This is a genomic window from Kribbella sp. NPDC050820, from assembly GCF_040653975.1.
GTDB lineage: Bacteria > Actinomycetota > Actinomycetes > Propionibacteriales > Kribbellaceae > Kribbella.
In genome coordinates this window covers 1-11,781 of sequence record NZ_JBFAHB010000084.1, presented here as the reverse complement: position 1 = coordinate 11,781, position 11,781 = coordinate 1, and the positions used below count along the sequence as shown (strand labels likewise).

Below are 11,781 nucleotides of genomic sequence, written 5' to 3'. Positions count from 1 at the left end.
AGGGTCCGCCGTGCACCCGCTCGTCTGCCCGTCGGTTTGTGCACCTACGAGAAAACAGCTGCAGAATGCGGCAGAGTTGCCGATGTGAACAGTGTTGCGACGTTCCTCGTCGGTGTGGCGATCCTCGTCGGGATCGTGGGCATCGTCGTCCCGGTGCTGCCGGGTGCCCTCCTGAGCCTCGCGGCGATCCTGATCTGGGCGCTGGAGGAGCAGAGCGCGACCGGCTGGATCGTGCTGGCCGCGGCGATCGTGCTGATCGGGGCCAGTCAGGTGGTGAAGTACGTCGTACCGGAGCGACGGCTCCGGGAGTCCGGGGTGCCGCGACGGTCGATGTTCGTCGGCGTCGTACTCGGCATCGTCGGGTTCTTCGTGATCCCGGTGGTCGGGATGTTCGTCGGCTTCCCGCTCGGCGTGTACCTGTCGGAGCGGCAGCGGCTCGGCAGCCACGGGCATGCCTGGGGGTCGACGAAGCACGCGCTCCGGGCAACTGGGCTGTCCATCCTGATCGAGTTCATCGGCACGTCCCTCGCCGCCGCGGTATGGCTCGCCGCCGTACTGTTCGTCGTGTAGCCACGCTCCGCAGTTCGTCGATTGCCAGTGTTTTCGCAGTGCCGTCCAACGGTCGTGCCAGGTCTGCCGGACACGGTGGGGAGGACCAGCGCCGGGGATCTCCCGGGGCGCGTAACGGAAGGCACGACAGCATGGCGTTGCACCAGAAGCTCATCGACAACCGCTGGCGGGCGGCCGGCACGGTAGCCGCAGTAGCAGCCACCACCGTCGCCGGCGGCGTCGCCGGCGGCGTCGCCTGGGCATCCACGGGCGACAGCACGCCCGCCCCGTCCACCTCACCGTCCCAGCAGGGGCAGCAGCAGGACCGGGGCCCAGGTCCGCGCGGCGGGCTGCTCGGCGACGCGCTCCACGGTGAGTTCGTGACGAGCAAGGACGGCGGCGGCTACCAAACCATCGCAACCCAGAAGGGCGAGGTCACCGCGCTCACCGACACCTCCATCACGCTGAAGAGCGCCGACGGCTACACCCGCACCTACACGATCAACTCCGACACCAAGATCAACCGCGACGGCAAGATCGCCGACCTCAAGACCGGCGAAACCGTCCGCCTCCGAGCCGTGGTCGCCGGCGAAACCGCCACCGCCACCCAGGTCACCGACAACACCGACCGCCCTCAGGGCGCCCCCGAAGGCAAGCCCGGCAAGCCGGAGTCCGGGAGCAGCGCCACACCCACCCCGAAGTAGCCGCTTGCAGCAGCCCGGCTGCCGGACCAGGTCCTAGTGGGGCTTCTGCGGCATCCGGCGGTGGGGCCGGCCGGAGGGCCGGCCTCACCGCCGGGCCCAAGCGTTATCTGATTGCCAGGGTCTTCTTAGGTGCACCGGAGGTTGGTGGGTCAGGGTGAAGCATGGTGTCGTATCAAAAGGTTTTCGAGAATCGGTGGCGGGCGGCCGGGACTGCGGCTGCGGTGGTGGTTCTGAGTGTGGCGGGCGGGGTCGCCTGGGCGTCCAGCGGCGCGGATCCGACGCCCACGCCGTCGCCGTCGGCCTCGCCGTCGACGACCCCGGACAAGCCGAACGAGCCCGGCAAGGGCGGTCTGCACCGTGGGCAGTTCGGGCTCGGCGGGGCGCTGCACGGGGAGTTCGTGGTGAAGAAGGACGACGGGAGCTACCAGACCGTCGCCACGCAGCGCGGTGAGGTGACCGCGGTCAGCAAGGAGTCCATCACGGTGAAGAGCGAGGACGGGTACAGCCGGACCTACACGCTCACCGAGGACACCTTGGTGAACGCCGCCCGGGACGGCATCGACGACGTGAAGACCGGGAACAAGGTCTCCGTCCTCGCCGTGGTCGCGGACGGCAAGGCCACCGCCACCTCGGTCAACGACGGCACCGTCCGCGAGGGCGCCCGCGAGCGCTGGGGCTTCGGCCGCGGCCCCCGCTGACCGCAGCACTCCGCTGGTCCACTCACAGCTGATTGCCAGGAAGCTCCCAGGGTCCGCACGGGTTGCCGCGGCAGACTGAGGGCATGAGCCCGCATCTGCTGGTGGTCGACGACGAGCCGAACATCGTCGAGTTGCTGTCCGCGAGTCTGCGCTTCGCCGGCTACGAGGTGACCACGGCGACGCACGGCGCCGAGGCGCTGCGCAAGGCCCGGGAGGTGGAGCCGGACCTGGTCGTGCTGGACGTGATGATGCCCGGCCTGGACGGCTTCGAGGTGGTACGGCGGCTCCGCGGCGAGGACCGGCACGTGCCGGTGCTGTTCCTCACCGCGCGGGACGCGGTCGAGGACAAGGTGCTCGGCCTGCACACCGGCGGCGACGACTACGTGACCAAGCCGTTCAGCCTGGACGAACTGGTCGCCCGGGTCCGGGCGCTGCTCCGCCGGTCCGGTCACCGCGAGCAGACGACGACCGAGGCCGCCGTACTGCGCTATGCCGATCTCGAGCTGAACGAGGACAGCTACGAGGTGTTCAAGGCCGGCCAGGCGGTGCAGCTGTCGCTCACCGAGTTCAAGCTGCTGCGCTGCCTGCTGGAGAACGCCGAACGGGTGATGTCGAAGGGCCAGATCCTGTCCGCGGTCTGGAACTACGACTTCGCCGGGGACGCCGGCGTGGTCGAGTCGTACATGTCCTACCTGCGCCGTAAGGTCGACACCGGCGACCAGAAGCTGCTCCACACCGTCCGCGGGGTCGGCTACGTCCTGCGCACTCCCCGAGGCCCCAACTGATGCAGCAGACCCACCGGCGCTTCACCGACCGGTACCCGCTTCGCGTCACCATCGTCGTCGTCCTGCTGACACTGGTGGCGGTGGCGCTGGTCGCCTCCGGCGTGCTCGCAACCACGATCATGCGCGGTTACCTGGTCGACCGGGTGGACACGCAGCTGACGAAGGCGGCCGTCGCCTTCCAGCAGGACGGCAGCGCCACCAACCGGCCACCGCGTCCTGGTCCGGGCCGGAACCGGCCGCTGCCGAGCCTCGTCGTCGTACAGTTCAACGACTCCGAGGGCGACCCCGACGACTCGCCGTTCCGGGCGCCCCTGGCCGAGACAGATCCACTGCCGGACCTTCCGAAGCTGAACCTCAACCAGGTCCGCGCCCTCGACGGCAAGCCGTTCAACACCGATGCCGTCTCGGGCGACGCGACCTGGCGGGTCGTGGTGCTGCCGCTCAACAACGGCCAGGGTTCGGTGACGGTCGCGCAGAGCCTCGGCGACCTCGATCGGACCATCCAGCGGCTGATCGGAGTTCAGGCGGCCGCCGGACTCATCCTGCTGGTGCTGCTGGCCGGCGTCGGGACCTACGTCGTACGGCGAAGTCTGCGCGGACTCGAGGACGTCGAGCACACCGCCGTCGCGATCGCCGGTGGAGACCTGGGCCGGCGGGTTCCGCAGCGGAATCCACGCACCGAGGTCGGCCGTCTGTCGGTCGCACTGAACCAGATGCTCGGCCAGATCGAGACCGCGTTCGCGCAGCGGACCGCGTCGGAGTTCGCGGCCCGGCGATCCGAGGACGCGGCACGTCGTTCCGAGGAGGCTGCCCGTCAGTCCGAGGACCGGATGCGGCGGTTCGTGGCCGACGCCTCCCATGAGCTGCGCACACCGCTGACGTCGATCCGGGGATTCGCGGAGCTCAGCCGCCAGCGTGGCGGCTCGGCCGACCCGGACGTCATGCAGCGCATCGAGGACGAGGCGAAGCGGATGGGCCTGCTCGTCGACGACCTGCTCCTGCTGGCGCGTCTCGATCAGCAACGGCCGCTCCGGATGGAACCGGTCGACCTGCTGCCGATCGCGGCCGACGCGTTGCACAACGCCCAGGCCGTCCAGCCGGAACGGAACATCTCGCTGAAGATCCTGCCGGACTCGGAGGCGCCGGTCGTCGAGGGCGATGAAGCACGGCTGCGTCAGGTGCTCGGCAACCTGATCAGCAACGCGCTGCACCACACGCCGCCCGACGCACCGATCACGGTCTCGATCGGCACCCGCCACGGCGACGCGATCCTCCAGGTCAGCGACACCGGGCCCGGCCTCACCGAAGAGCAGAAGGCACGCGTCTTCGAACGGTTCTACCGAGCCGACTCGGCCCGCACCCGCGCGACCGGCGGCTCCGGCCTCGGCCTCTCCATCGTCGCCGCCCTGGTCGCCGCCCACCGAGGCCGAGTCACCGTCACCGACACCTCACCCCACGGCGCCACCTTCACCGTGCACCTACCGTTGAATCGTTGACGTAGCTCGAGAGGTATCCGTCGTTCTCAGGAAGTCATCTGAGCGGTCTGCTCCGCTGCCCAGCGGGCGGCAGCGTCGACGACCGGGATCGTCGGATCCACCAACCACGCGGCCTCGAGCCCGTAGCAGAAGGCGATGATCTCCATCGCCTTGAGCCGCGGCTCGATGTCGGCGCGCATCTCACCGCGCTCCTGTGCGGCGCGCAGCGTGACCGTGACCCGATCGATCGTCGTCTGGTAGCCCTCGACCAAGCGTGGGTGGAGCTCGGTGTCAGGGCTGACGTTCTCCGCGAGGACGACCGTGTTCATCCCGATCAGGCTAGCCACCTTGTCGTCGTGCTGGCTCGGCCAGCTCGCCATGTGCCGGGCGATGATGTCCACGATCTTGACGCCCGGGTCGGGTCCGTCGCCCCACAGCCATTCCTCGCTGAAGGCCAGGTGGCGGTCCAGGACCGCGTTGAGCAGCGCCTCCTTGGTACGGAAGTGATACAGCAGGCCGGTCTGCGACACCCCGGCCTCGGCCGCAATGTCCGCGAGGCTCGTGCCGCGCGCCCCGTTGCGAGCGATGAAGCGTACGGCGACGTCGACGATCCGCTCCCGGGTCTCGAGACCCTTGGCCGAGGTCTTTGGCTGCTGAGCAGCGGGCACGGTCGCACTCCTCGCGGTGGTCGGGACGGTCGCCGCCAAGCATAGACAACCGACTGAGTACTCGGTAGCTTTTGAAAAACAGACCGAGTACTCAGTCTGTAATGAGGAGGGATCGACCCGAATGAACTCAGCGTCTTGGCGGGCAGAGCAGATTGCCGGCGATGCGGACACTCCGCCCCGCCCGCACGAGCAGGTCCAGGTCTTCCTGGACGGCATCGGCCCGTCGCCCGACCCGTGGAGCGCCGACATCGCGGTCGTGCGCGCCGACGCCCGTGAGAAGGTCTTGGCCGTGACCGGCGAGCCCGTGCCGGTGGCGTCCGTCGAGTCGATCGACGCGGACGGCGTTCCGTGCCGGCTGTACCGTCCCACCGGAGCGGAGCAGGATCTGCTGGTCTGGGCGCACGGGGGCGGTTGGATCCACGGTGACCTCGACACCGCCGACGGTGTTGCCCGCGCCCTGGCGAACCGGACCGCGTGCGCTGTTCTGTCGGTCGGCTACCGGCTCGCGCCCGAACATCCCTTTCCGGCCGGCTTCGACGACGTGTGGACCGCCCTCATGTGGGCTCGGCGCTCCTTCGGCAGCGTGGCCGTCGGCGGCGACAGTTCGGGTGGGAATCTTGCCGCCGCGACCGCCCTCAAGGCCCGCGACGAAGGTGTCCAGCTGGCGACCCAACTGCTCGTCTACCCGGCCCTCGACAGCATCGAGGACACCGCCTACAAGGTCGAGTTCCGGCGGCGGTATGCGACCTTCGCGGGCCGGCCGGGCTTCGGCGCCAACAGTTACCGCCGGCTGCAGCACATCTGGACGACCTACGTTCCCGACCCGGCGGCCCGCAGGGCGCCGTACGTGTCACCGCTCCATGCAGAGTCCGTGGACGGCGTCGCCCCCGCGACGATCGTCATTGCCGAGCACGACTTCCTACGGGGCGAGGCCCAAGACTATGCCCGGCGACTGCGGGCGGCCGGTGTCCCGGTCGACGTGCACGAGTACGCGGGCCAGATCCACGGCTTCTTCGAGATGTTCGGCGTCATGACCGATGCCCATCACGCCGTCGCTGCCGCCGGTGACGCCCTTCGCCGGGCCTTCCAGTCCAGCCACCCGACCGAGTCGTCCAAGGAGCTGTCGTGCGATCGCTGACGCAGTACCGCAGAATCTTCCAGGCGGCCGCGGTCGCCCTGACGTCCGTCCTGCTCTTCGCCGGCTGCGCACCCGGTGGAGACTCCGAAGCCGGCCCGGCACCGTCCAAGCCGGTGACGACGGGTGTCGGCAGTGCGCCGGTCACCCTGAAACTGCTCGTGAACAGCGGCGTCGACGTCGCGTTCTATACCGCGCTCGGCGAGCAGTTCCACGCGAAGTACGGCAACGTCACCGTCAAGGTGGAGAACCAGGACTACGCCACTCTGACCACGAACATCGCGCATATTCTTGCTGGGAGCAACGTTCCCGACCTGGTTCGCGTCTCCCAGCTGGGCAACCTGACCGGGGACCACCTGCTGGCCAACCTCGATCCGTACGCCGCGGCGTACGGATGGGACGAATGGCCGCAGTCGCAGTTCGCGTCGACCCGCGTCGCTCCGGACGGCAAGCAGCGCGGGACTGGCTCGCTCTATGCCGCCGGTCCCGGGTTCGGGCTCACCGGGGTGTACTACAACAAGGCTCTCGCCCAACGGATCGGCATGACCCAGCCGCCGGCGACGGTCGCCGAGTTCGAGCGACTGCTCGCCAAGGCCCAAGGACAGCGGGCTGCAGCCGATCATGATCAACGGCAAGGACGGCGGCTCCGTCTACCCACTGCAGAACCTGGTGATGTCGGCAGCGGGCGACGCACAGGCCGTTCAGGACTGGAACTACGCCAAGCCCGGCGCGAGCATCGACAACGAGTCGACCGTGAAGGGGGCGACGACGCTGCAACGCTGGGGACAGGCGGGCTATCTGCCGGCTGACGTCAACGACATCGACCAGACCCGGGCGCCGGCCGAGTTCCTCGAGGGCAACGGTGTCTTCTTCCCCAGCGGCAACTGGCAGGCGCCCGGACTGGACAAAGCCGGGGCCGGTCGGTTCGGCTTCTTCCTCTTCCCGCCGGGCGAGGCAGGCGGACCGTCGTACGCGATGACCGCCGCCGCCAATCTGGGGATCCCGGCGAAGTCGCCCAACGCCGACGTCGCGGCCGCATTCCTGGACTTCGTTCAGACCGATCCGCAGGCACGGCAGGCCACCGTGGCGCTCGGCGGCCTCGTGCCCGCCGGCCCGTCGAACGCGGCCGCTCCGACCGCACCTCAGGGATCGGCGGTTGCCGCCACCGTCGCCGCGTTCCAGGAGTTGCTGAAGAGCAACGGGCTGGTCGGCTTCATGGCCGACGCCACCGCCTCGATCCACGTCAACAGCCTCATCCCGCAGACACAGTTGCTGCTGGCCGGCAAGACGACGCCGGAGTCGTTCGCGGCGAAGGTGCAGGCCGACTACGAGCGCGACCTCGGCCAATGAGCCCGTCGGTGATGGATCAGGCTGCACCTGTGACGGACGTCTCGAGAGACGCGGCCACCAGCCGACCCGCTGTACGGCGCCGGCGGCGCCGGTGGAGTGCGTTGCTCTGGGTCGCACCGGCGTTCGTCATGTACTCGGCGTTCGTACTGTTCCCGATGGCGCAGTCCGTGCAGTACTCGTTCTACGACTGGGACGGCATCGGTCCGGCGACGCCGGCCGGACTGGACAACTGGAAAGCGATCTTCACCCGGCCGGAGCTGCTGCAATCGCTCGTGCACGCGTTCATCCTGGTCTTCTTCTACACGGTCCTGCCGGTCGGGCTCGGGCTGATCGCGGCCTCACTGATCCGCGAGCTCCGCCCCGGAGCGTTCAGCACGACCGCCCGGGTGATGCTGTTCATCCCGCAGGTACTGCCGCTGGTCGCGGCCGGCATCGCGTGGACCTGGATGTACTCCTCGAACGGCCTGGTCAACCAGCTGATGCGTGCGGTCGGCCTCGACCGGTACACCCGGGCGTGGCTGGGCGACTTCACCTTCGCCCTGCCGGCGGTCGGCGTGATCGGGGTCTGGGTCATGCTCGGCTTCTGTACGGTGCTGCTGCTCGCGGGCATCGGGAAGATCGACCCGGCGCTGTACGAGGCGGCCCGGCTGGACGGCGCCGGCCGGATCAGGGAGTTCCTCGCCGTGACCCTCCCGGGGCTGCGGCGGGAGCTGGTCGTGTGTACGACGTTCACGATGATCGCGGCGCTGGCCAGTTTCGACGTCGTCCAGATCGCGACGCAGGGCGGTCCCGGCTACCAGACGATGGTGCCGGGCGTGCAGATCTACAGGCTGACGTTCCTCCAGCAGCACGTCGGCCAGGCCTCTGCGCTCGCGGTGCTCCTGGCCGTCCTCGTACTCGTGGTCATCTGGCCGATCCAGCGGCTCGGGAGGGAGCGATGATCGCGCAACGGATCACGCGGACCGGAATTCTGCTCGCACTGATGCTGTTCGCGGTCGTGCCGCTGCTGAGCATGTTCACCACGGCGCTGGCCGCGCCGGGCAGCACACCACAGGGCCTGGCCTGGCCGAGCGACCCGCACTGGAGCAACTTCGTGGACGCGTGGAGCGCGGCGAACTTCCTCGCCCTGTTCCGATCGAGCACGCTCATCGTGCTGGCTGTCGTCCCGACCACGGTCGCGATGGCCACCGCGGCGGGCTACGCCCTCGCCCAGCTGAACGTGCCGTTCGGCAAGGCGATCTACGGTCTCCTGCTCGTCGGTCTGACTTTGCCGTTCGAGGCGCTGATCACCCCGCTGTACTACGACCTCCGCAGTCTCGGCCTGCTCGGTACGCGACTGGCGATCGTCCTGCCGCTGATCGGACTGCTCATGCCGTTCGGCGTCTTCTGGATGCGCGCGCACTTCCTCGGCGCCGAGCCTGCCCTCACCGAGGCAGCGAAGGTCGACGGCGCCGGCACCTGGCAGACATTCCGCCGGATCCACCTGCCACTGGCGACCCCGGCATGGTCGGCACTGGCGGTGCTCTTCTTCCTCGCCAGCTGGAATCAGTACCTGCTGCCGCTCGTCCTCGTCGACGATCCGACGAAGCGAACGGTGGCCGGGGGGCTCGGGGCCTTCCAAGGGCAGTACGGCACCGACATCGTCCTGCTGTGTGCCGGTTCGCTGCTGATCATCCTGCCCTCGCTGGTGATCTTCCTGATCTTCCAGCGCAACTTCGTCAAGGCCCTCATGCAGGGAGCCGTGAAATGAAGCTAGAGCACCGGGAAGAAACGGGTGGCGGATTCGCCGTGTTCTAGGACCTCGGCGGCGGGGCCGAGGATGTTGCGGTCCGGGCGGCCGACGAGCTCGTGGTCCTTGTTGGTGTAGTCGTGCAGGCTCAGGACGTGGCGCATGGCCTCGAGGCGGGCGCGCTTCTTGTCGTTGCTCTTGACAACGGTCCAGGGGGCGTGCGGCGTGTCGGTGTAGTGGAACATCGCTTCCTTGGCCTCGGTGTAGTCGGCCCATTTGTCCAGTGACGCCAGATCGGTCGGCGACAGCTTCCACTGCCGGACCGGGTCGATCTGGCGGATCGTGAACCGGGTCTGCTGCTCGGCCTGCGACACCGAGAACCACAGCTTGACCAGCTTGATACCGGACCGGACCAGCATCCGCTCGAACTCCGGCGCCTGCCGCATGAACTCGTCGTACTCGTCCTGCGTGCAGAAGCCCATCACCCGCTCGACGCAGGCGCGGTTGTACCAGGACCGGTCGAACAGCACCATCTCGCCGGCGGCCGGCAGGTGCTCGACGTACCGCTGGAAGTACCACTGGGTCTGCTCGCGCTCGGTCGGCTTCTCCAGCGCGACGATCCGGGCGCCACGCGGGTTGAGGTGCTCCATGAAGCGCTTGATCGTCCCGCCCTTGCCGGCCGCGTCCCGCCCCTCGAACACGATCACCAGCTTCTGCTGCGTCCGCTTCACCCAGTACTGCAGCTTGAGCAACTCGATCTGCAGCAGCCGCTTGTCCCGGTCGTACACCTCGCGCGGCAGCCGTTCGCCGTACGGGTAGCCCTCCCGCCAGGTGTCGACGGGAGTCCCGTCGGCACGTATCAGGACCGGGTCGTCGTCCTCTTCATCGAGAACCCGGAAACCCAACTCGTGAACCAGATCGGGGGTGCTCATGGCGCCCAGAGTCGCCGCCTGCGGTGAACCGTGAGCGGCTCCCAGATGAACAGAACTCCGATACCGTTGACTCGGGGTAGGGAGACGCATGACCGGGGTGACCGGTCGCTCTTGGGGGGATCCGGCTGGCCCGGATTTTGCAGGGAATGGGACCAACGGCCGGATCAGCAGGAAGGTCAGCCCATGACCGCATCCTTGATACCGGTGGCCGATCAGCGTGGCCGCGTCGGTCCCGGGCAGGTGGTAGTCGACCAGCTCGCGCTGCTCGCCACGCACCGCGGCAATCCCCCGGCGTTGCTGCTGCGGTGGAGTGCGATGCCCGCGCAGGCGACCGTGGACGTCGTCGTTCACCTGCACGGGTTCTCGCGCCGGGGCCGGTCGATGCACCTCGTCCGCGACATCGGCCGGTCAGCGGCCTCGCTGGCCGATCCACGCCGTCCGTCGGCTCCTGGGCGCACCAGCCCGAGCTTGCTGGTGTTCCCCCGCGGTCATTTCTACGGCGGGAAGACCGGGCGGGGTTACAGCTTCCCGGCGCTCACCCGGCCGGGTGCGGTCACGAAGCTGGTCGACGAGTCGCTCCGCCGGTTGCGAGCGGCAACCGGGGTCCAGGCGACCCGTGGGCGGTTGATCCTGACCGCCCACTCGGGCGGCGGCGCCGCGCTGATGGCGATCCTGCGGCACCTCGACCCGGTCGAGGTGCACACCTTCGACGCGCTCTACACCGATCCAGGCCCGTTGATCGCGTGGGCCCGCCGACGCCAGGAGTCCGGCTCCGGCGCGCTGCGTGTGCTGTTCCGGCCGGGTGAACCGTCCGCCCGTAACAGCCTTCGCGTCGCCGCCGGCCTGGGTGCCGGGTCCGCGCGGTTCCGGGTCGAGCAGACAGGGGTATCTCACATGGCCATCCGCAGACCTACGGCTGGCGGCTGCTCGCCGAAGTCCTCGGCTCAGAACCCGCTTATTGCCTCAGGCAACTTTGCGGTCCAGGACCGGCAGCGGTTCGGCCCGGCCGACGACGAACGCATAGGTCAGGGCGCCGACACGGTACGGACCGTCCGGTGAGCGCCTCGAGACGGTCACGGCTGCATGCGCCCGGTCTCGCCGGTCTTGCCCAACTTCCCCGGTCTTACCCGACTTCCTAGGCTGACCCAGCTCGACTGGTTTGCCCAGCTCCCCCGGTTTGCCTGGTTTGCCCGGGATATGGCCAGTTTCGTCCGCATCCCGGGACCCCGGTGGAATCATTTGGGGGCTTGCACAGGAACTGGGGACCTAGGACAGGCTGTGTGATGTCCGAGGTCCCCGGAGGGTGTTCAAGCCCGCGGCTCTCAGCCGAACCTGACCAGCATGCGGACAAATCCGACCACCCACCGAACCATCTCCTCAAGGACCTGAAGCCCACAGAGTTCGCGCGCCGCCGACACGCTCCAGGCCCGCGGCCGTGATCAGCCCGACGATGTGTTGACGACCTCCGCGTCGGTTCAGTTCATCCGAACCCAGCCTCCGGATGCGCCGCCGGCAAACACCGTCCGATCCGACCCCAATTTCCGGACGCGCCGCCGACACAACCCCGGCCCACCCGAATCCGACCTCGGGATCCAGATCCCCCGGATCCACACCGGCACACCGAATCCACCCCCGGCACGCGACCACTCCGGTGAGCTGCTCCGGAACAGCTGCGTCCTTTCCTGGTCGTGGTGGTGTGTGTCAAGGGTCGAAGATCCGCGCAGCGGACGCCGGAGGCGCCCTTGACGAGATCGCA

The 11,781-nt window shown here is 68.7% G+C and carries 12 protein-coding genes and 1 pseudogene; 11 read left to right on the top strand and 2 right to left on the bottom strand.

Annotated elements, in window-relative coordinates; all coding sequences use genetic code 11:
• The first annotated feature begins 84 nt into the window (after nucleotides 1–84).
• The 5 genes from AB0H36_RS41215 (at nucleotide 85) to AB0H36_RS41195 (ending at nucleotide 4,232) form a co-directional block, all read left to right on the top strand.
• Nucleotides 85–570, top strand: coding sequence for a DUF456 domain-containing protein (locus tag AB0H36_RS41215; RefSeq protein WP_360536321.1), 486 nt, complete (start codon nucleotides 85–87; stop codon nucleotides 568–570).
• 131 nt (nucleotides 571–701) lie between these two features.
• Nucleotides 702–1,253, top strand: a complete 552-nt coding sequence (locus AB0H36_RS41210) for a hypothetical protein (protein WP_360536319.1) — start codon at nucleotides 702–704, stop codon at nucleotides 1,251–1,253.
• A gap of 161 nt (nucleotides 1,254–1,414) precedes the next feature.
• On the top strand, nucleotides 1,415–1,951 hold the full coding sequence (locus AB0H36_RS41205) for a hypothetical protein (RefSeq protein WP_360536317.1): 537 nt from the start codon (nucleotides 1,415–1,417) through the stop codon (nucleotides 1,949–1,951).
• An 83-nt stretch (nucleotides 1,952–2,034) separates the two neighbouring features.
• Nucleotides 2,035–2,736 (top strand): response regulator transcription factor, encoded by a 702-nt coding sequence (locus AB0H36_RS41200; protein ID WP_360536315.1) that lies wholly within the window; start codon nucleotides 2,035–2,037, stop codon nucleotides 2,734–2,736.
• The gene (locus tag AB0H36_RS41195; protein ID WP_360536313.1) at nucleotides 2,736–4,232 is read left to right on the top strand and encodes a HAMP domain-containing sensor histidine kinase; all 1,497 of its coding nucleotides are present in this window, start codon (nucleotides 2,736–2,738) and stop codon (nucleotides 4,230–4,232) included. Before AB0H36_RS41200 ends, AB0H36_RS41195 begins: the two co-directional genes overlap by 1 nt.
• 26 nt (nucleotides 4,233–4,258) lie before the next feature.
• On the opposite strand, the gene AB0H36_RS41190 is transcribed toward AB0H36_RS41195, so the two are convergent.
• The gene (locus tag AB0H36_RS41190) at nucleotides 4,259–4,879 is read right to left on the bottom strand and encodes a TetR/AcrR family transcriptional regulator (protein WP_360536311.1); all 621 of its coding nucleotides are present in this window, start codon (nucleotides 4,877–4,879) and stop codon (nucleotides 4,259–4,261) included.
• A gap of 121 nt (nucleotides 4,880–5,000) precedes the next feature.
• On the opposite strand from AB0H36_RS41190, the gene AB0H36_RS41185 reads away from it, so the two are divergent.
• The 5 genes and pseudogenes from AB0H36_RS41185 to AB0H36_RS41165 all read left to right on the top strand — a co-directional run bounded on the left by AB0H36_RS41185 (nucleotide 5,001) and on the right by AB0H36_RS41165 (nucleotide 9,114).
• The gene (locus AB0H36_RS41185; protein ID WP_360536309.1) at nucleotides 5,001–6,017 is read left to right on the top strand and encodes an alpha/beta hydrolase; all 1,017 of its coding nucleotides are present in this window, start codon (nucleotides 5,001–5,003) and stop codon (nucleotides 6,015–6,017) included.
• Nucleotides 6,005–6,625 (top strand): annotated as a pseudogene (locus AB0H36_RS41180) (ABC transporter substrate-binding protein); the annotation flags it as partial. The gene AB0H36_RS41185 and the pseudogene AB0H36_RS41180, both read left to right, overlap by 13 nt.
• A 10-nt stretch (nucleotides 6,626–6,635) precedes the next feature.
• Complete coding sequence (locus tag AB0H36_RS41175) at nucleotides 6,636–7,364, top strand: extracellular solute-binding protein (RefSeq protein ID WP_360536307.1); 729 nt, start codon at nucleotides 6,636–6,638, stop codon at nucleotides 7,362–7,364.
• Nucleotides 7,365–7,393: 29 nt separating this feature from the next.
• Nucleotides 7,394–8,305: a sugar ABC transporter permease gene (locus tag AB0H36_RS41170; protein WP_360536305.1), complete on the top strand. Its 912-nt coding sequence runs from the start codon at nucleotides 7,394–7,396 to the stop codon at nucleotides 8,303–8,305.
• A complete protein-coding gene (locus AB0H36_RS41165) occupies nucleotides 8,302–9,114 on the top strand; it encodes a carbohydrate ABC transporter permease (RefSeq protein ID WP_360536303.1) in 813 nt (270 codons plus the stop codon). Before AB0H36_RS41170 ends, AB0H36_RS41165 begins: the two co-directional genes overlap by 4 nt.
• Nucleotides 9,115–9,116: 2 nt before the next feature.
• On the opposite strand, the gene ppk2 is transcribed toward AB0H36_RS41165, so the two are convergent.
• Entirely contained in the window at nucleotides 9,117–10,025 is a 909-nt protein-coding gene (gene ppk2, locus AB0H36_RS41160; protein ID WP_360536301.1) for a polyphosphate kinase 2, read from the bottom strand.
• Between the two features lie 183 nt (nucleotides 10,026–10,208).
• On the opposite strand from ppk2, the gene AB0H36_RS41155 reads away from it, so the two are divergent.
• Complete coding sequence (locus AB0H36_RS41155; protein WP_360536299.1) at nucleotides 10,209–11,084, top strand: hypothetical protein; 876 nt, start codon at nucleotides 10,209–10,211, stop codon at nucleotides 11,082–11,084.
• The last annotated feature ends 697 nt before the right edge of the window (nucleotides 11,085–11,781 follow it).

Coding starts and splice junctions, on each gene's coding strand:
- AB0H36_RS41210 (WP_360536319.1), top strand. CDS start 702: ATGGCGTTGCACCAGAAGCTCATCGACAACCGCTGGCGGGCGGCCGGC.
- AB0H36_RS41205 (WP_360536317.1), top strand. CDS start 1,415: ATGGTGTCGTATCAAAAGGTTTTCGAGAATCGGTGGCGGGCGGCCGGG.
- AB0H36_RS41200 (WP_360536315.1), top strand. CDS start 2,035: ATGAGCCCGCATCTGCTGGTGGTCGACGACGAGCCGAACATCGTCGAG.
- AB0H36_RS41195 (WP_360536313.1), top strand. CDS start 2,736: ATGCAGCAGACCCACCGGCGCTTCACCGACCGGTACCCGCTTCGCGTC.
- AB0H36_RS41185 (WP_360536309.1), top strand. CDS start 5,001: ATGAACTCAGCGTCTTGGCGGGCAGAGCAGATTGCCGGCGATGCGGAC.
- AB0H36_RS41175 (WP_360536307.1), top strand. CDS start 6,636: ATGATCAACGGCAAGGACGGCGGCTCCGTCTACCCACTGCAGAACCTG.
- AB0H36_RS41165 (WP_360536303.1), top strand. CDS start 8,302: ATGATCGCGCAACGGATCACGCGGACCGGAATTCTGCTCGCACTGATG.
- ppk2 (WP_360536301.1), bottom strand. CDS start 10,025: ATGAGCACCCCCGATCTGGTTCACGAGTTGGGTTTCCGGGTTCTCGAT.
- AB0H36_RS41155 (WP_360536299.1), top strand. CDS start 10,209: ATGACCGCATCCTTGATACCGGTGGCCGATCAGCGTGGCCGCGTCGGT.